The following is a 24,580-nucleotide window of genomic DNA, read 5'->3' as shown; positions in this document are numbered from 1 at the left end:
TGTGGTCACCGGTGCCCTCGCGGCGGGTGCGCGGCGTGGCGCGGATGCGCCGCGCCAGCGCAAGAAGGCGACGGAGGTGAGGAAACCTCGTCGGAACCCGACCCGTATCACCCCCAAGGCCCTCGATCTCGGCCGGCGAGAGGTGTGGCGAGGCGCCGACAGCCGCGTGGGAGGGCCCCGCGCTTGCGCGGGAGGGACCCGCGTGGCTGTCGGTGCGTCGGCACCTCGGAGCGGCCGGGATCGTGAGGGGTGCCGCGGGGTGATCGGCCTCCAGCACGCAGGTGCTGAGGCGGTCGATAGCGCGGAAAGCTACGCGATTCCGCGCTATCGTGATCCGGCTCAGTGCCTGCGTGGTGTGTGGGAGGTCCCGGAAATCGGCCGACGTAACGATGTGCGGGGGGCTTCCCGGCGGCGGTCCGCACACCGTGCTATCGCCTGCGATGGCTGCTGGCCCGGGCCACCGCTCGCTCTCTGTCTGAGGCGGCGGGGGCAGTGCGTGCCATCACCACCGCTGTGGGCTCTTCGGTGAGATGACAGGGGAGGTGGGGAGCCGGTGAGACCGACATCCTCGTGTCTGGTGGGAGCGCGTGTAACGATGCGCCGGTTGGAGACCCCACCGGCGAGCCACACCGGACTTCCGGAGTTCAGCAGGAGGGTGGGGGCCACCTCCCGGCGCACGCCGACGCAACCACGTCCGTCGGAGGGGGAGGGCTCATCTCCGATGTGCCCTCCGGCTTCGGCGGGAGGGGTGGTGTGGGGCAGTGCGGTTCGCCGCCGCCCGAGCGGGGGCGTCGCCGCTCGTCTCGGCGACCCCTCTCCGGCGCAACCACGTCCGGCGGAGATGTCGCCGAGCGACGGCGAGGCACCCGTCTCGGACGGCAAGTGTTCTCGGTGTCGCTGTCGAGTGAGCCGATCTGACTAGAAATTCCAGGAGTGGCACTGGAAGCCACGCGGGTGGAGGTGTGTCGACTTGCTCGCACCTGGTTCGATGTCGTGGTGTCGTGGCCGGTGGCGTGGCTTCCAATCGGTGTACCGGGGCTCACCAGTATAATTCTACCGACCCCGATGGCCCTCCGGCGCATGCCGACGCAACTACGTCCGTCGGAGGGGCGGAGGGGCGGGTGGCGGCAGCCACCCCGTCCCTCCGGGCGCCGGGGGAGGGCCTGCTGTGCGGTGAGTCTCCACCAGACAGTGGAGTTACTCGATGCAGGGCGAGACAGGGGCGTTGCACTTGACGCAGCGTCGGTCGGGCTCGCATCCATCGCCAATAGTGTACGAGCTGTTCAAGTGGCGGTTGGAACATTCCCACATCATTCTCGGAGTCCAGTCTCCTCTGTGAGAAGAAACTGAGTGGGCTGGCTAGGCCACTGGTGATGGTGGCAACGACAGCTCACCAGTGAATGGAGTCGCCACCCTGGGAGTCACCTCCCGGCGCACGCCGAGGAGCGCAGCTTCGCGAGCACCGCAGGAGGGGGAGGTCACGTGAGTGACCTCCGGCTTCGGCGGGAGGGGCGGCCCGCGGTGCGGAGAACGCTCCCTGCCGCGCGTGACCCCGACGCGCGCGGCGGGTAGGTTCGCGGGGCGGTGCGGGAACACCCGTCGAGCGGGAGCGTCGCCGTTCGCCTCGGCGACCCCTCTCCGGCGCAACGACGTCCGGCGGAGATGTCGCCGAGCGGCGGCGAGGCGAGCGCTCGCTCGGGCGGTGCTGGCACCCACGAGAGCCGGCGAGAGCGGTGTCTGGAAGGAGAGTCCCGTCGCACTCGATGTGAGGGGGAGAGAATGTGCCGGTGGGTGGCCGGCACAGGGAGACACGACACGGGAACTGGGATGGCGTACCAGGGAATCGACGGTGTCTACCGACCGACGAGGTGTGTCGTGTCTGCTAGTCCATCACGCTGAGACAGACAAAAGGCCCTCGATTCGCGCTGTCGGCCCCACCCACTGGCCGAGCCCTCCGGCGCACGCCGACGCAACCACGTCCGTCGGAGGGGCGGAGGGGCGGGTGGCGGCAGCCACCCCGTCCCTCCGGGCGTCGGGGGAGGGCTTGACACCAAGTGGGGCGGGGACCGCGATGCGCGATGCCGCCGTGATCTCGACAGCGACGGCGAGGAGAGCGGGCGAGAGTGCGAGGGTGGGCGGTGGTGTTAGGCGGTGATGTCGTCGAGTTTGGTGTCGTCGTCCCACCCGAGGGTGATGGCGGTGCCGTCGCGATCGGCCCACTCGGGGCGGTCACACTCCCGCGAGTGGAGTGCGACGTTCGGCTCCGGGGAGTCCATCATCTTGGTGGGACTCGGGCCGTCGCCACGCTCCTGGACGGTGATGGTGCTCTCGGGGAGGATGGCGAAACTGAGGTCACCCTTGAAGATGTCCACGCCGACGTTCTCAAGGCGAACGGTGTCGCCTTCGCGGAGGGCGGGCATCGGGTCGTTGGTGACGCCGCGGCCGGAGAGGCGGGACTTCTGCCAGAAGGCGAAGCGGGCGAAGCCGCCGTCGGTGCCTTCGAGGAACCCGGCTTGGAAAGCGTTGCCTGCCGGGAGGTCGTGAAGGTGGGTAACTTCCACCTCGACAGTCTGGCGCCACTCACCGTAGGGGTTGATGTCGGAGATGTCGGTGACGGTGAAGCCCTCCCGCGACTGGATCGTGTTGATGACGGACTCCATCGCAGTGAGGAGGGTGGAGCCGGTGGCGACTTCGCGGGCGAGGGCGGTGTTGATCCACGACCGGGAGAGAGCGTCGGAGCGGCCACCGAAGCGGTCGTGGAGGTCGGTGGTGAGGTCATTGACCTTCGCGAGGGTGTCGGGGGCGAGGTCACGCTGGGGGTCGGTGTCCGCGTAGGGGTCGTGACGTGCCTCGCGGGGGCTACACTCGGGGTCGTGTTCGGGGAGGGTGTGGCCGTCGGGACCGTGGTCGTAGTCGGGGTGGGCGGGCGTGGTGCCGGCGTCGTCGGAGCCGGCGAGGGCGGCCCGCGAGCGCCGAGCGCGGCGGATTGGGGCGGTGTCGGTGTCGGTGTCGCCCGAGCTGTCGGTGTCGTCGGAGGTGTAGGGGGTGGTGGCGTCGGGGTCGGTGGCGGCGCCGTCCCACGCGCCCGCGAACGGAGAGTCGGCGTCGGGCGTGGTGTCGGTGTCGTCGTCTGCCTCGTCGTGCAGGGAGTCGGTGGCGAGGCGATTGAGGAGCCGGATGGCGGCGGCTGTCCGGGTGTGCCGGCGTTGCTCGGCGATCTCGCCGAAGATCTCGTCAACCGTCTCGCCCGTCTGCTTGGAGAAGTCCCGCGTGCCGGGCGTAGTGCGCCGGATGACGTGGGGTTCGCCGTTCTCCGAGCGGCGGTGATGGCCGACGGCCCGCTGACGGCGGAACAGGTCTTCAACGGCACCGGCGGGGTCGGCGGCGACTTCGGCGTCGGTACGGACGAGTGCCTCACCGGGGCCGTGGTGGCGACCGGCGTCGTCGGGGAGAGTGGCGGCCCGCTCGTCGTACGTGTGGGTGCCGTCGCCCGTGATGGTGGGGGTGTCGTGGTGGGCTTCGCGGTTGGCGTCGGCATCGGCCTTCCAGTGAGAGAGGTCGTCCCCGTCTGCCTGGGCTTGTTCGATCAGGGCGTCGGGGTTGCCGACGGCATCCGCGACGGTGGCGACGGCGAGACCGTCGTCGGGGGACCGCATCGTGAGGTCGTGCCCCTGGTCGTTGGGGCCGGAGCGACCGGCGGCTTCGGTGGCGTGGTCGTTGCTCGGTGCGTCGCCGTGGGCGGAGTCACCGTCCATCATGGCGTGTCTCTTCCTAACGGTGCCACGCACTTAACACCTTTGGACTAGTCCAAACCCGTATAGGGAATGGGGTTCTAGGTGTCTCGTTTATACCAGACAAGAGGGGGTACGTGGGCTTCGACTGCTGGAGAGAAAGCCCGCCCGGCAGTGCCCGGCAGGAACTTGGAGGTGGGCGGGGCACCCGCGGGAGCGATAGCGACCGCGCGGTGCTTCTGGAGGGTTAGGGAGGATGGTATGCGGAGCCGGAGGCTCGACGGAGGCTCCGTCACGACCTGCGGGGCGGTGGCTGCTACGCAATCCCCACGACCGCCCAGAACCCGGGTGGTGTGTGCGGTGCCACGGACCACCGGGGCGGTCCAACGCGGCGAGCGGGAGGGTCGGTGTGGCCCGGCCCCCGCAAGCACCGACTGGAGCGCAGCGGCGGGCCTGGCCACCCGAGCCGACCGCCTCGCCGCGGAGGCGGTCCCTGCTACGCAATCCCCACGCATTGCCACACCCTTATCACCTGCACGCTGGTACCTACGAGTATGCCCATCACCACTGACGATGTCCTCGCAACATTCACGCCTGGTGTCCCACAGATGGCCGGCGAAATCGCCGATGAACTTGGCGTGACTCACGAAACTGTCCGCAAGCGCCTCCACGAACTCGCTGAGAACGACCGCGTCGTCGCCCACGACCACGGCCGGCCAACATCCTACCGCATCCCGCTGCCGGGCGACCCCGAAGCCGGCGACGTCCCCACCCAGACCCCCGACGGCGACGAGCCTGACACCCCCACCGCTGAGTAACACCCTGCTTCTTCCGTCGCGAGCATTCCCGCCACAGACGCACTGCCCTCCGGCGCACGCCGAGGAGCGCAGCGAAGCGAGCACCGCAGGAGGGGCGGAGGGGCGGGTGGCGGAGCCATCCCGTCCCCTCCGGGCGCCGGGGGAGGGCAGTTGTCCAGATCACCGCACTCGCTGCTGTGCGGTGGAGCCACGAGACGCCGCGTGCACACGTGCTGGCGACGCTGTCGCCACACCGGTGACGGAAGGTGCGTGCCCTCTGCCCACACACCGATCAACCCCCCCGAGCGTGATCAGGTGTGGTGGAGTGTGCACGGCCCCGGGCCGTGCGAGAGGCCACGCTGTGCCAGCAGTGTGTGGGCGGCGGAGGTGGGACGACTCTGGTCTTTCGGGACAGAGGCGCTCCCCAGCTCTGTGCTGGTCCATGCCACCGGACACCACCTCTGTGGCACCGGTCCCACGCCACTGTGTACGCGGTAGCGAGCAAAAGCCGCTCGGTTCGTTACGGTGTGAGCGGGCGATCGTGAATCACCGGGGCGTCCTCCGGGAGGCCCGGCGTGTCCCACGCGGCGGCGACCGCGGCCGCGATCTCGCGGGTGTCCAGCCGGCGGCGTGACTCGACGAGTGTCTCCCACTCGCCAGAGCCGCCCTGCCGGACTTCGACCACCCACACGCGGTAGCCAGGGCTGTCTGGGGTCTCGTCGCGAACGCGAACGCCCGTCCGGATCTCCCGGGCGGGCTCTGCGATGTCGTGCTCGATGCGGTGCTTGACCATAGCACCGTCACTCGGGTAGAACCGGACTGTCCAGTCTGTCGGGAACGCGTCGTCGTCGACGATCATCGCTCACTCTCTCCTGTCGGTTCAAATGGGGGACGACATCGAGGCGAGGTGAGGTGCCGCGGCCGGCGTCACGATGGTCAACGGGTGTCGAACGTCACCTCGCCGTTTGAGCTGAAGATCTCCACCCGGTGTGGACGGAAGGGGATGTCGCTGTCGTCGGCGGTGGCGAGTTCGCGACACTCGGCGGCGAGTGCGTCGATGCTGGAGTAGCCGGTGCCGAGGATGCTGGTGTGGGTGCGGGAGCCGCGGGGTCTGTCCTGTTGGAAGACGGCGATGTAGCACTCGCCGTCGACGATCTCCGCGGCGGCGTCGTGCGTGTCTGCAGCGGTGACGGTGAGTTCAGTGTCGGTGGTCTGCGACATTGTCCACCCACGCCTGCCGGGAGAAACCGGGTGCGACACACCGGACGACTTGCAGTGCCCCGGCTCACTCGATCAAGGCGAGGGGAGCGGTGACCTCCTCGCCGTGGGCGACCGTGTGCCAGTGGCGGATGATGAACGTGATCAGCTCCGCCGGGTTGAACCACTCCTCGCGAACAGCGACGGGCCGCCACTCGCTGTCGGTGCCGGTGCGGAGTTCGAAGCGGTACTCGGTGTCTGTGGCGTCGGTCGACTCGACGTTACCCTCCGGGTAGCACGCGGCCGTGGTGCCGTACCGGAGTTCGCGGGGCGGGTCGACGGCGGTGTTCTCCAACCGGAACAGGTCACTGTCACCCTCGTAGTACGCCTCGACGACATCCCACCCACCGACAGCCGGGCAGAGCGTTTCGAGACTGTCAGTAGTGCGGACGGAGTTCGTGTCGGACATAGTTCACTCTCTCCTGTCGGGAGAAACTGGGAAGCATCACTCGTCGGAGGTGTCCGAGACGAGTGTGCGGGGCTGATCAGGGACTTCGGCGCTGTCCCAGTTCTCGGTGATGGCGGTGACGGCGCGTGTCGTCGCACTGTGGGAGGAGAGGCCGGTGGCGACGGTGTGCCAGGCGCCGGTGGTGCCGGTGCGGATGGAGACGGTGGTCTTGCTGACCGGGCGCTTCCGACAATCGCCGGGGACAATCGTCTCGACGATCACGCTGATCTGGCGGGGTGTGTCGAGCGCGGTGTTGGTGAAGATGTGCCGTGTGTTGGGGTGGGTTGGGACGTCGGGGACGGTGATGTCCCAGGCGTCGTCGAGCGCAGAGAGGGTGACGGCATTCGGGGAGCCGGGACCAGCTGGGTGTGCGGCGCTGGCGACGCGGCCGGGGACCGCGCTCGGCGGGCCGTCACTGTCCCAGTGCCGGGCGACGTACTCGACAGCGGCGTCGAAGTCGATGTCGGCGGTGGTTTCGAGGAGGGTGTTCCAGTCGTTCCGGTGGCCGCCTGAGCGGACGTCGACGGTGCGGCGACGGCTGACCGCGAGCGGGTCTGCCGGGTCCTCGATGTCGGTGAACACGCAGGTGCGGATCTCGCGATCGGGGCCGGGGTGTCGGTCGAAGAGGTAGTGGTCCACGACCGGGTTCTCCGGATCGATCTGACCGAGGCGGTTCTTCCAGCCGGTGAGTGCAACGGTGTCAGCGTCGTCGGACATGACTCACCCTCCTCTGTCGGGAGAAACTGGAAAGCGCCCACCGAGGGGTGGCTACTGCGTGGCGGCGTGGAACTCGTCTTCCCAGTTGGTGGCGAGCCGGGTGATGTGCTCACCGATGTCGAACGGAGTGGCAGAGACGGTGACGGCCTCCCAGTAGTTCCCGTCACCGCCCTCGCGAGCCTCCACGTAGTACTCGGTGTGGAAGTGTCCCTCACCCCGCTCTGGCGTGCCCCGGAGGCGGACCCCGTACCGGATCTCCCGGCGGGTACCGTCGACCTCAGACACGTACCGCTGATCCGTCGGTGTGTCTGGGTCCTGAACCGGAGGGACTCCGTTCCAGTCATCGAGATGCTCGATGCTGTCCATCTGTTCCAGCCCCCCTGTGTCCGGTCGACCGAGGGCGTTCCAGACCCTGTCCCAGGTTGCCGGGTTCGGGAGGTGGCCGTCACTGAGTCGGTGGGCGGTGAGTGCCGCTGCACCACGGGTGTCGAACCAGCTCTGGCTCCGAAGCAAGATCTCCCACTCATCGTCGGTGTACACGTGGACGAGGAACATCGGAGCCTCGTTGACTGGTTCCCACCCTGCAGCCACCTTTGCGTCGTGATCGTCTCGGGTGTCGGCCCACACGTCGTACTGCGTCGACGAGAGTGCGCCGTCCTCGACGCGTTCCCAGGTGTCGGGGAACGTCGGGTCGATTTCCTCGAAGTCGCTGTAGGCGTCTGCCTGTGCCTCGGTGCTCATCTCGGCGTCGTTGTCACGGGACATGACTCACTCTCCTCTGTCGGTAGAAATTGGGGAGCGTCACTCGGCGGGGCTGTCCGAGACGAGCGTCTCTGGGTGATCTGGGACCTCGTCGCTGGTCCAGTTTTCGATGAGAGTGGTGACGGTGTCGGTGATGGTCTCGTCGGGATCTGAGTCGACTTCGAAGGACGCCGCTGTGTCCCACTGTCCGGTCGTCCCTGTCCGGATGCGGACGCTGGCCCCTGTTCGCGCGCCCGTCTGGTGGATGCCCGGCAGGAGTGTTTCCGCTGAGACCGTGATCTGACGCGGGGCGTCAGAGCTCGTGTCGGTGAGGATGTGCGTGACGCAGGGGTCGGGGCCGTCGTCGGTTTCGATGTCCCACGTGTCGGGGACGGCCTCGAGGTCGAACGCTTCAGGCATGGGCCACCTCCGTCGCCGTCCCGGTGATGTCGGCGGGGATCTCACTCGGCGGGCCCGCACTGTCCCAGTGGCGGGCGACGTAGGCGGCGGCCGCGTGGAGGTCGACGTCGTCGGTGGTCTCGAAGATGGGTTCCCACTCGCCGCCGACCCAGCTCGTGCAGACTTCGATGGTGCGGCGGGGAGCGGTGGTGTCGGTGGACGCGCAGATGCGGAGTCGGCGACAGGGGCCGTCGTGGGGGTGGGTACGGTACTCGTCGACGACGTGGGTGTCGGGGTCGTCCTGATCGATACGAGTGGTCCAGCCGTCGACTGCAGCGGGATCGTCGGTGTCGAACATTACTCACTCACCTCTGCGGGGAGAAATGGGGCTGTGACGTGCCGGCCGGGTTAGGCGGACGGGATCTGGCTGAGTGGCGTCGGGCCAGCGGGACGGACATCAGCAGGGAGGTCTGCGTCGGTCCAGTCGGTGGTGAGCGCGTCGAGGATGTCCGAGACGTCGAGTGCGGGTGAGCGGAGACGCGAGCCCAGATCAACGGTGGTGTCGGCGCGAGCGACAGTGAGTGGGGGTGTGTTCGGGTCGGGGGTGATGGCAACGCGAGTCGTAGCTGTCGGAGTTGCCTCACCTGCCGGATCAACCACGACGGTCTTGCTGACGACGATCCTGCGGTGTGGGTCATCAGCGCGTGAGAGGACGTGTGTGGTGGCGTCCAGTGGATTGTGGTTGGGCTGGAGTGTCCAGTCTTCGGTGATCACTGCTGGGTCAACACGGACTGAGCCGAGGTCCGCGGTGTTGTCTACTGTAGCATCCGGGATGGTGCTCGGCAGGGTCTCGTCCCAGCGGGTGAGTGCTGCAACGACAGCACGACGGGGTGCGATGTGGGTCGGCGAGCCGGCGTAGACATCCGTCCAGCCGAAGCGGCTGTAGCGCTGTTGTGGTGTCAGACTGTCATCGCCACCGCCGTGAGCGGCGTCGCGAGTAGCTGGTGTGGCGATCTCGACGGCGTACGACGGGCCACTGGCGTTCGGGTCCATGTGGTCACCATCCGCCCAATAGTCGCCGAGATCCGGCCGCCGGACACGGACACTGCCAGTAGTGCTGTTCGAGGGGAGACTCGAGTAGTACACCGGTGTGGACCGTGTCCTGTCGTCTGTGCTCTGGCTGGTTCGATGCCAGCCGGTGATCCTGAGGAGTCCGAGTGCGTCACGCATAGCTCACTGACGCCTGCGAGTACAAACACAGAGTATCAAAAAAGACTCGGCGTCACCGCCGAATGGCGAGGACCTCCCGGAGGGGCTCGTCGTGCGGCGGGTGTTCCTGCGGGTCACTGTCGTCCTCGTCGACGTCGGCGTCCGCGCCGTCGCGACCGGCGTCGGTGTCGGACATGGCTCACTCACCGCTGGCGGGAGAAACGCCCTGCGGCGGTGGCCGTGCTCTCCCTCTCACCTGTGGGGTCTTCGCGAAGAGCGGGACCGACTGCGGGCCAGCCACCACGGCGGGAGCGTCGCTGTTCGTCTCGGCGACCCCTCTCCGGCGCAACCACGTCCGGCGGAGATGTCGCCGAGCGGCGGCGAGGCGACCGCCCTGGTGGCAGGTGGCTGTGTGGATGTGGGTCTAGTCGGCAAGGGAATCAGATGATGCGTAAAAGTTCAGTGAGGCGTCACCCGCCATGTCATCGTGCTCCGCGATCAGAGTGCTGTACGCTGGGCGAAGCCCGAGGAAACACGACTGGAAGTGCTTGTCCTGGGGCGTGATGTCGTCCGGCAGACTGTACGGGTTGTCTAGGCGAAAGATGTCCTCCCAGTCGCTTGCGACCCGTCTGATCAGGGCCGGGGGATCAATCACGACACGCGAGGCGAACCGCCATCGTGGACTGAGATCGTAGTGCTGGCGTGCGAGGACGAAGTACCCCGTCGTCTTGCTGCGTCCCTCGGAGTTGTCCTCGTCCTTGTCCACCTGGGCACTCCCGAACTCGATCTCTCGGGTGCCGGCGTCGACTTCCTGCGTGAGTGTGACCGCGGTTGCCGGGTGGTCCGGTGTCGGTGTCACCGTCCACTCCTCTGTCGGAAGGTCGGCTGAGGAAAACGTCAGGGCGGCCCCGTGGTCTGCCTGTTTGACAGCCCGAAGTTCAGTGGCATCACTGGATGTGGTGGGCATCGGCCTGTCTTCTGTGTGTGTGCTGAAAGGAGTACTGGCCCGTCTCGGCGATGTCGGTGACTGCCTCGGACTTGCTCGCCCGGCAGCACACGTACTGGGCTGGTGTGGTGCACCCAGCGGCGTGTGCGGCCGAGTCGAGGTCCGGCTGGTGGTCCGACTCGTTCCAGGGTGACGAGTCCTGCTGTCGGTGTCGCGGCCGACAGTCCTCCGATGTCGTCACCACCAGCGTGTGCCGAATTCCACGGCGACGTGATGACTACGAGTATGTGTATGAGTGTGAGCCGTCGTGTGGTGCGGACGTGCCCGGTGTGTGCCGGGCAGTGATCCGCGAGTGTGTCAGGTCGTGGTGATCGGGTGTCTGTAGCGCACGTCTGAGGGAACGTATGTCTGGAAAGCTACTATGGCGGAGTGGGAGCCGACGTCCCCGTGATGGGGACTGTCGGGTGTCCGATCCCGAGGATCCGTGACGCGTGGCGTCCGTCCCCGTTGGCCCCTAGTTCCAATGCTGACGGACGCCACTCACTCCTGTCCGAACAAACCGACGCCCGTGTGTGGGATCGTCGGTGTCGGAGGAGTGGTGACTGTCCGAACAGGCCGACGCCCGTGTATGGGATCGTCGGCGCCGGACAAGCACGGAAGGGTGTCGACGCGGTGTGTGGTGTCGAGACGGGCGTGGGCCACGCCGCTGTGTCCCCCCAGCGACGTGACCGTGTCCGCGGCCGTCGGCTCCGCCACTCGGGCAAGCCACCGAACCGCGGCATCCACCCCTGCGTGTACAAACTCCTGAGCGTGGGTGTGCTCGTCTCTGAGTGCGTGGTGATCTGACTAGGAGCGTCGGCGTCGCGACGAGCGTGTGGTGAGCTGGTGCGCTCGTCGACGACGCCAGTCGTGATCGACCGTAGTCTCCTCAGACGACCGCGTCGTGAGCGACGGGGCTTCGTCGGAGGCGATCTCGTCGGAGGTGGACCCACTGTGGTGAGCGACGTCTTCGTCGACGACGCCAGTCGTGATTATCCGGTTCCCCTCGTCGGAGGGTGTCCCGCTAGGGTGGCGTCGCGATCAGCGTGTGTCGACGGTGAGTGGGCCACCGTGGTGAGCGCTCCCCTCGTCGGAGGTGTCCTCGTGGAAGACCGTCTGGTCAGTGTGGCGTCGCGATCAGCGTGCGTCGGTGGTCAGTGTCGGCTGTGGTGAGCAGTGCTCCCTCGTCGGAGAGTGGTCCACTGTGGTGAGCAGCGTCCTCGTCGGAGGCTGTCTCGTCAGAGGTGGGCCTCTGTGGTGAGCGTCGTTCGCCTCTCGTGGTGTGTGGTGAGCGGTGGCTTCGTCGGTGGTGTGCTGGCCCCGGTGTGGTGTGCCTCGTCGGAGGTGGTCTCGCCTCGCTCTGATGTGCCTCGCCGGAGGCGCCAGTCCCACCCGCTCCTCGATCCACTATCAGCTCCGCTACATGTCTGTGGGGGCCCGGTTGCCCCCCGTTACGCAGATTCAGAATACCATATACCAGACGACCACCCCGAAATCCAGGGGTGAAGCGAACCCCTGCAAGAAAGTAGAAAATTCGAGTGTTTATATCAGAGTGTATTTCTCGGTTTCTCAGGGAATAGAGACTCTACATCGGTTATCGGGTTAGCCACCAGGGGTGCAACATTCGGGGTGCAACATAGGGTGCAACATAGGGTGCAACACGCCTTTGTCTGGTTATTTTCGGCTCCATCAGAAAAACTATCAGGGGGCTTAGACTTTAGGGCGTAATAAACATGGATGTATGTCCAAGGGTGCAACACAGTTAGGTGCCAGAGAACCGCTATACCAAGAAATTACAAAGAAAGTGGAGAGCATTCAACCAGGGTGCAACATAGGGTGCAACATAGGGTGCAACACGCCTCTGTCTGGTAATTTTCAGGTTTCAAATTCACCCCCCGTTAACATTGGGTCGAGGGTAGTTGCCGCAGGGTGCAGCCGACTGTGAATCTCTGAAATGGACTGAGACACCCAAGTTTATTCCATAGTTATATAGGCAGCACCAGGCCCTTTCCACATTTAGCTAGGCCAAAATGAGAGTTAGGTTGCAGGGTTGTTACGAAGTTTCCACAACCTGAGCTGGGGATATGCCTTTTGCAGTGGTGTCACCAAAGCGGAAATCAGACTTTTCTACATAGTCTGGCACTATAGACATAAGGTATGAATTGGTTGCGAATTTACTTCTAGAAAGAGTCTCATATCCGTTTTCTTCAGCCCACTCGTTGTACATCTCTCGGAGTTCACTGCTTCTTATCCGCCACTCAGAGGCGTTATGATCTGGGTTCTCTGGGTCACCAAACTCTACGAATTTATCCAGGAACAGTTCGAGACTTTTGTAGGTTGAGAGATCTCCTGATGCTGAATCAGCCTCTCCATCCTCTGAGAAAGACTCTGGTGTAGCGTGTTCGCTAGTAGAATCAGCATCTGACTTAGCATTGGACTGCCCTTCGTCGCTAGCCATTTTCCCTTCAAATTGGCCGTTAGTGTTGTCGTCTTGGTAGTCGCTGCGGGGAGTCAACACCGGATCGATCGACTGGTTCTCGCGGAAGTGTGTGATCGCTCGGTTGTACGCTTCATCTGAGAGGCCGACGAAGGTGCTTGTCTCTCCGTCCTCACGCTGGTACTCCTTCTCTTTGAGATCGCTCGGGCCGTCGATGATCCCGTGGCGCTTGGCGTAGGCGGTGAGCGCTCGCGTGGGAATCTTCCCGTTCTCCCCGTCGTCTGGGATGAGCCCTTTGTCTTTCGCGTACGCCCAGATCTGCAGGATTTCATCGTCACTGGTGTCCGTGTCCAAGGTGCTGGACGATGGTCGGCGAGCGCCGGACGCGACCAGCAGCGCGGTCAACCAGTTGTACCCCGTCTTCGACTTGTGGTCGTAGCCACCGACTGTGCCTTCGTGACGCAGTACCACGAAGTAGTCTGAGGAGTCGCCGTAGTCGCCCCACGGGTTCGGCCCACGGTACCCGACGGACTTCCGGCACACGTCCCTGAACGTGAGGTCGTAGAGGTCGCTTTGCTGGCTCACTCCCGAGAGGTCTGCCGTGTCTGTCAGCTGATCAGGCACACTGACGCCGGGGACTGCTGCGACGTCTGGCGACGCGGCGGGGTGATACTTCGCGTCGATCGCCGGCACCATCCCGAACCAGTCTGCGACCGGAAGGGTTCTGGGAACCTCATCGGTTGGATCACGAGTTGGCGTCCAGGTGCCGGCTTCCTCCCCCGGCGAGAGGACATCAAAGTGTTTCTCCATCCACTCGCGTTCTCGACCCTTCGTAGCGGGATCGTCGTTGTCGTAGCCGATCCGGCTATAGGGATCGTCGCGAGCGGCGTGATTCGACCCCGCCGAGGCGGGGATGTGCGGCTTGTCGATCCACCTGATTGCCGGCGGGAGGTCTTCCCGGCTGTCGATAGAACCGTCTGTCGGCACCTCCGGTGTGGGATCTTCGAACGGGGGGTGGTCCCTGTCTGGCGTGCTCGAGGCTTCCCGTCTGTTCTGTGGCATGGCCGCGGCGGTCTGTCCGACGTCGTTGGCGCGAGAGCTGATCTGCATGTCCCCGTTGCACGCGAGGTGTGTGATCCACGAGTCGTCAGGATCGGGGTCGTACTGGGTGATGTCGGCGGTCCCGACTTCGCTGTAGACGTGGAACACCCACGGGAGAGGCGGGATGAGTTCGAGCCAGCCGCCTTGGAGGTAGTCGTCGAGGTCGACACCCTCGGGGCCGAACGCTGGGAGGTGCAGCATCCGGATGTCAACATCGGAGCCTCTCTCTAGCTTCTCGACGAGTGTCACCGCGCTCTTTACTCCTGCACCAGAGTGTTTGACGGTGAGCCTGTCACCGATGGGGCCTCGTTGGCCGAGACTGATGTTTCGACCTGCGTTGTGGAGTGACAGTGCTCCGTCGATCTCTTCGCTCCCTGATCCGGTCGGGACGGGATAGTTAAGCTTCACCCGGTGAGACCCGGAGACGAGTGCTGACGGGACAGCGATGTCTGTGGTCGGCTGGCCTCCTTGGTGAGTCTCCGCCTCGTCAACAGATAGTAGCTGGTCGGCAAATTCGGGATCGGGGTTTGACCCCGTCTCTTCGATGGTCAGGTTCTCTTGTGTGAGTGGGCGGGCTGCGATTCGCTGTGCCTGCTCGTTCCGCTTGTAGTCGGTGTCCGTTTCTGGGACAGTTTGTCCAAGGCCTGTTGCGTCCTGGAGGTTACTGGGATCGGTCCTGAGCGTGACTTTCTCGGTGTCGTCTGCCTCGGCGGCCACAGTGGCAGTGGGGATGTCGGTATCGTTGATGATGTAGACGGTCGGAATATCGTATTCATCAATAAGCCGGTTCACCGGATCGACGTGTTTGTCCTTGAATTGGGTCGTCACCGGTGAGATTGCTGGAATACCGAAGTCGTGGCAGGTGATCGCGTCTGCCATTCCCTCCGTGATCACGAGCGGGTCGCCTTCGTTGATCGACGGAATCCCGTAGATCGGTTCCTCGACGAACGTGTGGTCTGCGCTCTGTGAGAGTTTCTGGTATTTCGGCCCGTTGTCTGAGTGCGGTGGCCGCCGTGTAATGAAGTAGACCGGGTCGTTTTGGCTGTTAAAGTACGGGAAGACGAAGCGGTCTTTGAGCGTCTGGGGGAGCTTCAGATCGTAGTACTCGGCCAGGGAGCCATCGTGATCGTCAGGATTGTCATCGACCGGGTACGCAGATTCCTCTTCTGTTGTGGGGATTGAGGATGGGTCTGACGGGATGTAGCCGAGTTCTTGTGCCTTCTCGGGCGCTCCAAGTTCGGTGAGGTCGGCGCGAGGCCTGAAGAGGGAGGCAGCGAGCATCTGTTCGCGAGTAATTCCTTTCTGTAGCAGGCGGTCGAGCAGTGCCTCTGAGTCGTTGGGGGCATAGCCGAGGTACTTTTCGTCGGCGATGTCCTCGCTCCACCCGCGAGAGGTGACAGCGTACAGCCGCCCTTTGAGGTCGTGCTTGCGGCTGTCTGGGAGTCTGTCTGGGGCGTGGCGAGTGAGACTGACGGTCCCGTTGTCGACTGTCAGCTCGTAGAGCGCGTCGGTGAAGTAGTCCTCCGGGTGGATCGGTGGGAGACTCCCTTCGTCGGTCGGGGGACTGAGGGCGGCGATCTCCTCGACTGTCCAGTCGCCGGGGAGCGTGTCTGGATCGTACGGGAGGGTTTGTTCCCACCGGTGGGCCCCCTCCTCGTAGCCGTGTTCACCATTGTGGCGTCGAGCCGCTTCGAGAACCTTCCAGTGAGGGAGTTCTCCGTCGTTCTCGTCAACGATTGATTGGACATCATCGAGCCACGTCTCCACGCTGTGCGTCGTTGCGGTGAGGAATGGACTCAAGATTTTCGCCTGTTCCAGTGTCTGCGGGGCGAGCGCAGCCGCGCGGAAGGCCTCTGCCGCAGCGGTGAGTGCCTCCTGGACCGGGGGGGCTGGTTTGCTGTCCGCCTCTCCAAGGTCGGGTGTGTTGATGTCGGGATCGGCCATGATTGATTCGAGTTTGTCGCTGGTGGGAGTCTCGTCTTCAGTGTCAGTACTGTCGGGAGCAGTCTCTTGCTCCTCGTCAAGCCCGTGTAGCACCTCTGTGCCAGCATCTGCCCCGTTGGTGTCTGCTTCGGTCGTGGAGCTGTCAGGGGTGTTCGTCTGTTCGTCATCGGTGCCAGCGATGTCCGTCATGGACGTCTCGGCACTGTGGTCACTGCTGCTCCCGGTGCTAGTGGGAGGACCATCACTTGGTGGGTTGCCTACAGGGCCGTGGTCGTCGTTATCATCATCGTCGTCGTGCTCTGAGTGCGTGCCTGTGTGGCCTGGTTCGGTCCCGTTGCCGATCGGGACGGCTCTGTACTGGCCATTGGTTTCCTCGATTGCCCCCGCGTCGACGAGGCGGTTGACCTCTGCTTTTGCTTGTTCAAAGCCAGCAGACGATGTTTGCATGGCGCTATCGAGGAGCACGTCCCACGGGAGCGTGTCTTCCCCGATTGTGGATCGGCTGTATTCCCAGATGTCAACGACACGCTGATCGTATCGTGTTCTGATGCGCTCGTACAGGTGCTGATCAGTGTTGTCCTCCGTATCGCTTGCTGGACGGGTTTCGACGTGTTGGATGTGAGTATTGATCACCCCAAGCTGGATGAGAGATTTTGTGACGACTTCTGTCGGGAGCCCCCTAGTGACGTTCTCATCCTTTCGGTTGAGTGTGACTCTGATGACTTGCGTGAGTGCACGTTCTTCTCTCGCCGCTTGTGAGTCTCCTGCGCCTTCGAAGATGTCTTCCCAATCAGCTGCTGTGAACCGGTGTTCTGGTGGGATGAGTTCTCCGGGGCGAGTTTTTGGTGTAACTATCGCGAATAACTGCGTGTCTGCCTCAACGTTGGGGAGTTGTTTGATCCCGCTTTCCCACGCGTCGCCACCAATCTGGCGCAAGTAGTCCTCAGCTGTCGTTGTGATGAGCCAGCCGGCTTCAACCCCGATCTCTATTGCGTCGTCCGCAGGGCCGTCGACGGCGATACTCGTGTTTTGAATGATCATCCCACGGAGTTGGTCTCGCGTAACCACCTCACCGTCTGCGAGTTTGGTTTCCGGGACGGTCTGGTCAACCAGTATGTCTTCGGGTCCTGTGAGGTCTGGGTCAACCAGTTCCAGCCAGAAGTCGTAGGTACTGGCCTGTTCGGCAGTTCTTGCTGCGTCGTGGACGACATCGGCCTCTGTAGGATCGAAGCGAGTGTAGGTGCTTCTCTCTGTGGGTGTGTATCGATCGAGGTTTCTCATGGGTCGAGAGGGAGTGTCGTCAGCGGTGGTTGCTGATTCCTCAGATCCGGCGTTCCCACCGAATTGTTCTCCGTCTCGTTCGGCGGGTTGGTCATGTGGGTGATACGTGACCGGCTCGAGTGCTGTGTCCGGACTCGTAAGCGTTTCTGTCCGGTGGACACCTTCACGGTACTCTGCTAGCAGATTGATGTGCTGCTTGCTTGCCTCTGGATTCCCAGTGATGTCGTCGACGATCTGCTTGTCGTCCCACTCGTCAGGGGAGAAGAGCCACTCGTAATCACCGTCATTGTACACCAGCGGGAGCTTGGATGCCCGAACCCATACCTCGTCGGTGGGGCCTGCATCCACGGGATATTGTGGTGGTGTATAGTGTGTGAGTGGGCCACCGTAACCCGCCTCTTCCTCCTCCCCCTCCTCCTCTGTGGGGTCTTCGTCAGTACTGGAGTCATTCGGTGCGCTTGAAGCGGCACCGTCTGACCCCGTTACTGCAGGGGCTCTGTGGAGGACTTGGTAGTCGAACTGGGTCGGATCGTCAATGTTGAATTCGACTCGCGGAACGAGCGGTTGCGGGACGATCAAGTACTCGGCTTCGAGCGCAGTCTTATTATCTACGGTCTTCTCTTTGTTGGCATAGTGAACCGTGTAGCTTCCATCAGCCTTCTCGACCGCATAGGCTTTGAAATCAGTCGGGTCAGCGTCGAAGACTGTTTCGGGTCTGAGACTGGCCCACTCTGTGGCATCATCACCTCTCCCGTCGTATAGTCGGATCATTGGGTCGTCTGGGCGTGACACCCACCATGCTTGGTCACGGCCACTCCCTGAGCGCTCAATCAGCGGGTACAGGGTGGTGTCAGTCTGGACATCGAGTGGGACTGGGTTCCGCTTGTTGTAGAGGATGTAGGCTTCCTCTTTGAGAGGGTCTGCTTCGGATGTCTTGGGAGGGGTGAGTGTACTTTCTTTCCGAAGTGGAGGGTCAGTGAAGGCGTCCGCGAGCGCGCTTGGCGCGTATCCTCTGTCCCGATCTCTGTCATCGTCAAGGTCGTCTACGTGTGGTGTGACGTACAGGGGGACTTGCCCATCGTCGTCTGCCCGCGACGCTTTCGCGAGCGTCATAGCTGGCTTTTTGAATGTGTTCGATTCAGACTCGATCCGGAGTGGTCGGCCACCTGAGAGCCGAGAGACGACCTCGTTGTTTTCGATGAACTCGTTCACCCGCTCGGTAAGCACTGAGAGCGGGGCGTCGTCCGTGTCAATCGGGATGTCCCCTTCGCCGTCAGGTGCTTTCTCTTGTGCTCGTTGCTGCTTGACTGTTGGGACGTATCCCGTTTTGGCGAGTGTCACGAACGTCTCTCTGAGACCATGCCGGTGGGAGGCCTTCTGACGATCTGTCAAGTCACCACTATCCAGCACGTGCTGTTTCCCTGTTTCGGTGATACTCACCTCAATCGATGGGTGGGCGAGGTGCTCGAGTGTGACCTCTCCGCCTTCGTGCTGTTCTGTCGCTGGTTCCGTGGCCCGTTCTGCGTCTTGTGGGTACTCACAGTCGACATACGACGTCGGGATGTAGACGCCGTCTGTGAGGTCCTCGAAGTCGGTGCTGTACCGCTGGTTGAACTGTGGAATCACCTCCTTGAGTGGGAGCCGTCCCGTCCCGGTATCACTCCGGATTTCGCTTTCCCAGATTGCTTCGAGCATACAGTGCCGGGCGAGGTCGTCCCGTTCGGCACGATCGAGGATGAGCTCGAGTTCTGAGAGAGCATTTTCGTTTGGCTCTTTTCCGGTTTCGTCTAGTCGTTTTCGGAGGCGTTCGGTCACTTCGTTGTGTGTCCAGCGCGGCGGTGTCGGCGGGAGTGATTTTACCGTCGTAGCCTTTCCGGGGACGATCCCAGCGTCAAGGTCGTCGTCGATCAGTGGCTTGTGCTTGAACTGATACTGTGGCAGGCCACTGAGGTCCCCCCCTTCGACCGTCTCGTCGAACTGTTTGGCGACCCGTTCGGCGTCTTCGTCGTTTTCCAGCTGGAACGCTGCTTGGTACTTTGTGTTCCCGAAGATCTGTTTGATGATGTCTTCCTCGATCTGTTCGGGATTCTGTGAGGCGACGTACAACCCGAGGTTGGCTGACCGCGCCAAAGCGAGGATCTCAGGCAGCCGGAAATTCTCGTTGATGATCTCGTGTAGTTCGTCGATGAACGCGAAGAATGGTGGGAGGTCCTTCCCCTCCTCTTGCCGTGATCGCACTGCAGACCAGATCCGGCGAATCACTGCTACCGCGATGAGCCGCTTCGAGGATTTCTTCTGGACAGACGGCGAGACGACGATGATTTTCCCCTCATCAACGGCTTGGTCGAAGTCAACTGTCGACTCGCGGTTGGCGATGATACTCCGTGTGATGGGGTTTTCAGCCCAATCCTTGATCCGGCGAATCAATGGCTCGATCAGATCGTGGTCCATCTGCCGGATTGTCTCGGCGAATTCAGCCTCCATCTCGAGACCCTCGTCTTTCACCGAGTCGACGAACGTATCCAGTGCCTCGGGGTCATTGAGAATCTTGAACATATCCACGAGGGTGTAGTTACGCCGGGAGCGGATCATCGCGTTCGCCATCGTTTGCGCGATGCCGTCCATCCGCTTTCCGAACACGTCGTCTCCTTTCAGCGCCCCGATGAGGTCTTCAATCTGCGATTCAATGGCGGTGTTCTTCTCGATATCAGACGGCTTTGTCGGCTCTTCGAGGAAGTTGAGAGCAACCGATTTAGAGAACCGTTTGTCTGCTGGGTCGACGTAAATCACGTCCTCCCAGCGATCTTCGGGAATACGGCGCAGTACGTCGGTGGCGAAGTCGCCCTTCGGATCGATCAAGAGCGTCCCGTGACCTTTCTCGATCACCTGATGCGCTTTGTTGACGAACGATGTCGTCTTCCCGGCTCCGGAGGACCCGAACTCCCAGCCGTGAATGTTCCATGCCGCCTCGGGAATCCCGACTTCGCGAACGCCGGCATTTCGCCCCTGGGCAAGTCCCATGAAGATGGGCTGATCTGGATGTTCGCTTTGGCTCTGAATGAGTAGTTCGTCGAGATCTCGACCGAGGAGCGGACCCTCTTCTTCGGTATGAACGACGGTCTCGATTTCGCCTCGCCAGCCGGACTTTGGTGACGTATACAATTCGCGTTCGGTATCTGTGATAGTGAGGTCAAGCGGTGTATCGTAGGATGCTCCACTGGGGGCTTCAACAGGACCCGGATCAGAGGGTCTGAGTTCGACATCGTCTTCACTGCTGTCGGTGCTAGTCGTATCGGTTGAGCCTGGGGCCGAGTCGTCAGCGGTAGACGCCGGTTCGGGGAGGTTCTCTGACTGGCTTGCTGCAGATGTAGTTGTGGTGGTGTCAGTGGGACTGCTGGGTGTCGGTTCAGTAGTTGACTCTGTCTGCGTCTCTGTGGGTTGCGTGTCCTCAGTTGCTGGTTTGCCGCCATCCGCTGATCGACGAGCGGATACGTTGGCGTTCGGCGTGGAGTTGTCGGGTGAGGGTGCGTGTTGCTGGGTTTGGTCGGCAGGCGACGCCTTGGCTTCCTCGGACACCGTCTCTCCCGCTGCTGTGGGCTCTTCAGTATCTATGTCTCCTTCGGCCGCTGGTTGCGCGCTGGCAGAGTCCTCTGCGTGGGCTGTGACGAGACAGCCCGGGCGTCTCCCTTCATCGTATAGTGCGGTATCAAGATCGTCGGGTTTTTCAATCTCGTTTCGAATCGCCCACGTGACCTTGTCTCCGTGATTCGTGTACACGCTTGCGATCGCGTCGATGCTGAGTCCAGCGTTGTGGTATTTCTCGTAGTGCGTGTCGTATCCGCTTGTTGTGAGGATGTTCCGAAGCAGCTCTACTTCGTCGTCATCAAGTTGGCGCATCGAGTCGAAGTCCGACGGATCATCGAATCCGTGAGTATCGTGGAGGATTTCCCCGTCACCCGCTCCTGTAGCCTCCGACGACAGGTGTGTTTGCGCGACCCCGCTGGCGGACTGGGCGAGGCGGGTGACACTTTTGAGTGGCTGCGTGATCAAAGCCTTCGTCTGAGCGATTGGGTGACGGTTCCACGTCTGTTTGTAACGGTGGTAGCGCCAGCGGAGACTCCGGTTGTCTTCATCTGGCTTGACGTGTCTGCCCTGGAATTCATCTGGGATTGGTGGGGCCGTGGTGGTGATCGAGGTGTCGATGGTGATTTTCTCAGTGATGTCGGTCTCGCCGGTGGCTTCAGTGAACGATTCTTCGCCAGCGTGATCGCCTTCTGTACGACCGATCCCACCACCACCGCTGTTCGTCCAAGAGATAGCTGGTGAGACAGCAGTTTTGTTTGGCGGGTGGACGATCCCAGCGAGTTCTGAGGCGGTGAGCGTGACCTCACGGTCGACGAGATCACGGCGCCCGGTTCGGGTGAGCGCCTCTTCCATATTCACCGCGTGGATGGGAAGTGCTTTGAAGCGCTGTTTGTACTCGGGCGTCTGGAACCGTCGTTCAAACGTCTGGCCGATGTCGCTGGCTGTTCTTGAAGCCGACTGTGCGCGTGGGGAGAAGACAAAGTATCGGATGTTGACGTCGAAGGCCGTTTGCTCATCTAGCCCCTTCAGGTAGTTAGAGTAGTCCTGTTCCCACTCTTTTGGATCGCGGTTGCGGTAGGAGAATGGACCGGTCTTCTCAAACTGTTGCATGTCATAGTATTTTCCGATGGTTTCGGCCGGCTCCTCGTAGAATCGGCCTTCGGTCCAATTGTCTGCGGCAGGCCGCATCACGACTTGGACAAGAACTTTCTCGTCTGTTCGGGCGGCCATTGAGCCTGTGAGCGACTTCAGTGGATCAGGGTCGCGGTCCGGTTCGTAGTTTTCCTCTTCGTCGATCTCGTATGTCTCGATCGGGCGGTATCGGGGATGCTTGAGCTCGAGCGTGCCACCACTGACATAGTAGTGGCCGTCGATACGGGGCCAAGCGCGCTCCTGTGTCGTGAGTTCTGCGTCTGGATAGTAGTCAAGAACGTGTTCGTTCAACACTCCGTAGTACTGGTCGTCGGGGACGACATAGTTCAGATTGAGGTAGTCGCCATCCCACCAGAATTCATATGAGAGAGGCTGTGGAGCGTCTTGCACTCGCCCTCTAATAAGGTGCTGGAGAGCAGAGTAGTCCCACATATGCGTGTGGAGTTCAGAGACGAACTCCTCGCCGACAAGGAGGCCATCACCTTCGCGATAGGGACGAAGGCGCAGAACAGCCGAGTCTGTGTGGGCTCTCAGTGCCGATTGGAGGGACTCGCGAAGCCCTGACGTAAGGTGGACTGGCTCGTATGGGACGGTAAGTTTGTACCGCTGAATGACGCTATCAATCGCATCTTTGATTGTACCGGTGATACCTGCTTGTTCGGTGGAGTCTGGGTTGCTCATGTGTATGACCGTGTTACCAAAAGCCGCTACATTGACTGAGCTGCTGTCCGACGAGACTTCCGAATAGCAGCCAGAATGCTATACTACTAACCCCGAAAGCGACCGCCATATATGTGCTATACTTCCGAGCGAATGTGATCCGGCGTACCCACTTTGGGCTCCGGATCAACGCCTGTGCTGGCGTGGCTCCGATGGCAAAAGAGCCGAGAACAGTCGCGCCAAGCAGCGCAAGTGTCACGATCCATTTCGGATATACTAGATACCCTGGTGTGCATGGCATTGGCTACTCACGGACATCTCGTCCGGTGTGACTTTGAGAACGTCCCCAGCCCTGAAAAACTCTGGTGTCTGTCCCGGTGAAGCCCCCGGCACACGTTTAAGTAAAGTACGGCGGTAGGTGTCTGTGTATGACGTACAGAGAGTTTTCCTTCGGCCGGATCAACGACAGTTCGTCGCGAATCCATAGTTGTCCGGTTGAAGTGGGGAGTACGCCTGGAAACCTCCCCCACCTGAAGAAGACTGTCGCAGTGAGAGGCGGCCGCATGTGTCTGCGATGTGGTGCGACGGTTGCCGAGCGTGGTATCTACGTCGTTCCCCTCCCGCACGTACGGGAACTAGAATACGCAACGAAACGCGACTTCACTCTCCGGTGTTCTGCGTGTGCCCCACGACATACTTCTGAGGTGTGGCGGATCAAACGGAATGGCAGTAGCACGGTGGGCACACAACCGCACGGCAGTAGACACAATCGTGAAGTCCACACCTACTCGGTCACTGCGATCGCGTCTGCTGATCCGTGGGCTGTAGGTCCACTGCGGCCACCAGCTGACGAGGTTCTCCCTCCACAGCAACTCACACTCGCGACCTTGCCACACCAACCTATGCTCCATATCCCTGAAAGTACGAGTCGAGAGGAGCTTGAAACGTGGGAAGTTGAGTTGGGACAGAGTTCGACGGCCGGTGGGCTCTACGGGCTACCAAGTCAGGACGAGGAGGTTGATGGTGTGATGGAAACAGGGAACGAACCACCCGGGACGCCTCCAGAGAGCGTCGAGTTAGATATACTCGTGTCCGAGGGGGTGGGCTTCGCTGAGCAGTTGTCAGACCCGACTGATGCAACCACGACGCAGGCTGTCTCCCAGATGAAAGATGTCGTTGCAGCGAGCTATAATCACAAGTGTTCGCACTGTCGGGGCCGAAGTGAGGAGACTGAGTTGTACCTTCGCATAATCCCAAATGGTGATCCCGGGCGGCTCACTACGAGCGATGCGTTAGTGCTGTGCAGCGAGTGTGACCCTAGTGACGAAGATCTGCCTGAGTCGTTGGAGATTGCGCCACCGACGCCACAGGCAGAGGCTCGTCGCACGGTCACAGATTTCGATCCAACGTTGCTCACAGACTTCGAGTCGCTGCCCCCGATCCAAGTCCAGCCAGACAATACGTATGAAGGCCCCAGCCCAGTCCCAAACAGCCGGGATGTCGTGCGCGTGGCTACAGGTGGCTCCGTTCCAGACCATCTGCGCGATGACCCGCCGTTCTTCGGAGGAGATAATGTGAAGGCAGGACGGAAACACCTTCTCCGTCGATCAGCGCCGCCTATCCGACCGGAGGCTGTCGGTGCCTTTGCATATCCACTCGGGGGCATAGCGGCGATCCGTGACCAGCCAGCCACGTATGGCCGTCCCTACGAGCGGTGGGATACCACCTCCGTGTATAGCGGAAACGAAATCCCCCGCTTGTTTCCGGACAAATTTGAGGATGTCTTGCCATACCAGTTCCCGAAGCGACCGCCGCACTCCTACGCTGAGAAGGCGAAGCAGGAGCATCAGGCCGCGGTTGAGACTGTCCGGCAAAAGCGCGAGAGTGGGGATTCCGTTCACCATCCAGATGAGAAGCCGGACGACATCACACTCGAGCTCAAGGTGGCCGACGGGAGTCTGTGGCCCGCTGATGGGCTGGTGCATGAGGAGTTCGAGACAGATCCGTCAATGAGCCCAGCTGAGGTACTCGCGGTGACGATTGAGACGGCAGAAAACGCTGATTTGGATTCGGTATCAGGGCCTCGGCCATCACTTGATGTCCGCGACAAGATTGATCACCCGATCTGACTCCTCT

General features: G+C 62.2%; 14 protein-coding genes. 2 read left to right on the top strand and 12 right to left on the bottom strand.

What is annotated here, in order from left to right; all coding sequences use genetic code 11:
• Window positions 1-2,144: 2,144 nt before the first annotated feature.
• Window positions 2,145-3,758, bottom strand: a complete 1,614-nt coding sequence (locus RYH80_RS18815) for a hypothetical protein (protein ID WP_370905635.1) — start codon at window positions 3,756-3,758, stop codon at window positions 2,145-2,147.
• 527 nt (window positions 3,759-4,285) lie between these two features.
• On the opposite strand from RYH80_RS18815, the gene RYH80_RS18810 reads away from it, so the two are divergent.
• Complete coding sequence (locus RYH80_RS18810; RefSeq protein WP_370905634.1) at window positions 4,286-4,549, top strand: winged helix-turn-helix domain-containing protein; 264 nt, start codon at window positions 4,286-4,288, stop codon at window positions 4,547-4,549.
• Window positions 4,550-5,048: 499 nt separating this feature from the next.
• Here RYH80_RS18810 and RYH80_RS18805 read toward each other — a convergent pair whose 3' ends face one another.
• The 11 genes from RYH80_RS18805 to RYH80_RS18755 form a co-directional block, all read right to left on the bottom strand.
• Window positions 5,049-5,387 (bottom strand): hypothetical protein, encoded by a 339-nt coding sequence (locus RYH80_RS18805; protein WP_370905633.1) that lies wholly within the window; start codon window positions 5,385-5,387, stop codon window positions 5,049-5,051.
• Between the two features lie 77 nt (window positions 5,388-5,464).
• On the bottom strand, window positions 5,465-5,749 hold the full coding sequence (locus RYH80_RS18800) for a hypothetical protein (protein ID WP_370905632.1): 285 nt from the start codon (window positions 5,747-5,749) through the stop codon (window positions 5,465-5,467).
• A 64-nt stretch (window positions 5,750-5,813) separates the two neighbouring features.
• Window positions 5,814-6,194, bottom strand: coding sequence for a hypothetical protein (locus tag RYH80_RS18795; RefSeq protein WP_370905631.1), 381 nt, complete (start codon window positions 6,192-6,194; stop codon window positions 5,814-5,816).
• A gap of 36 nt (window positions 6,195-6,230) precedes the next feature.
• A complete protein-coding gene (locus RYH80_RS18790) occupies window positions 6,231-6,950 on the bottom strand; it encodes a hypothetical protein (protein ID WP_370905630.1) in 720 nt (239 codons plus the stop codon).
• A 51-nt stretch (window positions 6,951-7,001) separates the two neighbouring features.
• Window positions 7,002-7,715 (bottom strand): hypothetical protein, encoded by a 714-nt coding sequence (locus tag RYH80_RS18785; protein WP_370905629.1) that lies wholly within the window; start codon window positions 7,713-7,715, stop codon window positions 7,002-7,004.
• Between the two features lie 36 nt (window positions 7,716-7,751).
• Window positions 7,752-8,111, bottom strand: coding sequence for a hypothetical protein (locus tag RYH80_RS18780; RefSeq protein WP_370905628.1), 360 nt, complete (start codon window positions 8,109-8,111; stop codon window positions 7,752-7,754).
• Window positions 8,104-8,448, bottom strand: coding sequence for a hypothetical protein (locus RYH80_RS18775; protein ID WP_370905627.1), 345 nt, complete (start codon window positions 8,446-8,448; stop codon window positions 8,104-8,106). The genes RYH80_RS18780 and RYH80_RS18775 overlap by 8 nt, the downstream gene beginning before the upstream one ends.
• Window positions 8,449-8,498: 50 nt before the next feature.
• A complete protein-coding gene (locus tag RYH80_RS18770) occupies window positions 8,499-9,143 on the bottom strand; it encodes a hypothetical protein (RefSeq protein WP_370905626.1) in 645 nt (214 codons plus the stop codon).
• A gap of 229 nt (window positions 9,144-9,372) precedes the next feature.
• Window positions 9,373-9,495, bottom strand: a complete 123-nt coding sequence (locus RYH80_RS18765) for a hypothetical protein (RefSeq protein WP_370905625.1) — start codon at window positions 9,493-9,495, stop codon at window positions 9,373-9,375.
• 228 nt (window positions 9,496-9,723) lie between these two features.
• The gene (locus tag RYH80_RS18760; protein WP_370905624.1) at window positions 9,724-10,266 is read right to left on the bottom strand and encodes a hypothetical protein; all 543 of its coding nucleotides are present in this window, start codon (window positions 10,264-10,266) and stop codon (window positions 9,724-9,726) included.
• A 2,071-nt stretch (window positions 10,267-12,337) separates the two neighbouring features.
• Window positions 12,338-22,465, bottom strand: a complete 10,128-nt coding sequence (locus tag RYH80_RS18755; protein ID WP_370905623.1) for a DUF8128 domain-containing protein — start codon at window positions 22,463-22,465, stop codon at window positions 12,338-12,340.
• Between the two features lie 1,004 nt (window positions 22,466-23,469).
• On the opposite strand from RYH80_RS18755, the gene RYH80_RS18750 reads away from it, so the two are divergent.
• Window positions 23,470-24,573 carry a hypothetical protein gene (locus RYH80_RS18750; RefSeq protein ID WP_370905622.1) on the top strand — a complete coding sequence of 368 codons (1,104 nt, stop codon included), beginning with the start codon at window positions 23,470-23,472 and terminating at the stop codon, window positions 24,571-24,573.
• Window positions 24,574-24,580 lie beyond the last annotated feature (7 nt).

It is taken from the genome of Halobaculum sp. MBLA0147 (assembly GCF_041361345.1).
In the GTDB taxonomy this organism is placed as follows: Archaea; Halobacteriota; Halobacteria; order Halobacteriales; family Haloferacaceae; genus JAHENP01.
Note: the sequence above shows the minus strand (reverse complement) of the source record. Positions and strands in the feature narration are given on the sequence as shown.

Coding starts and splice junctions, on each gene's coding strand:
- RYH80_RS18765 (WP_370905625.1), bottom strand. CDS start 9,495: ATGTCCGACACCGACGCCGGTCGCGACGGCGCGGACGCCGACGTCGAC.
- RYH80_RS18775 (WP_370905627.1), bottom strand. CDS start 8,448: ATGTTCGACACCGACGATCCCGCTGCAGTCGACGGCTGGACCACTCGT.
- RYH80_RS18760 (WP_370905624.1), bottom strand. CDS start 10,266: ATGCCCACCACATCCAGTGATGCCACTGAACTTCGGGCTGTCAAACAG.
- RYH80_RS18780 (WP_370905628.1), bottom strand. CDS start 8,111: ATGCCTGAAGCGTTCGACCTCGAGGCCGTCCCCGACACGTGGGACATC.
- RYH80_RS18785 (WP_370905629.1), bottom strand. CDS start 7,715: ATGTCCCGTGACAACGACGCCGAGATGAGCACCGAGGCACAGGCAGAC.
- RYH80_RS18815 (WP_370905635.1), bottom strand. CDS start 3,758: ATGATGGACGGTGACTCCGCCCACGGCGACGCACCGAGCAACGACCAC.
- RYH80_RS18770 (WP_370905626.1), bottom strand. CDS start 9,143: ATGGACCCGAACGCCAGTGGCCCGTCGTACGCCGTCGAGATCGCCACA.
- RYH80_RS18790 (WP_370905630.1), bottom strand. CDS start 6,950: ATGTCCGACGACGCTGACACCGTTGCACTCACCGGCTGGAAGAACCGC.
- RYH80_RS18810 (WP_370905634.1), top strand. CDS start 4,286: ATGCCCATCACCACTGACGATGTCCTCGCAACATTCACGCCTGGTGTC.
- RYH80_RS18755 (WP_370905623.1), bottom strand. CDS start 22,465: ATGAGCAACCCAGACTCCACCGAACAAGCAGGTATCACCGGTACAATC.
- RYH80_RS18795 (WP_370905631.1), bottom strand. CDS start 6,194: ATGTCCGACACGAACTCCGTCCGCACTACTGACAGTCTCGAAACGCTC.
- RYH80_RS18805 (WP_370905633.1), bottom strand. CDS start 5,387: ATGATCGTCGACGACGACGCGTTCCCGACAGACTGGACAGTCCGGTTC.
- RYH80_RS18800 (WP_370905632.1), bottom strand. CDS start 5,749: ATGTCGCAGACCACCGACACTGAACTCACCGTCACCGCTGCAGACACG.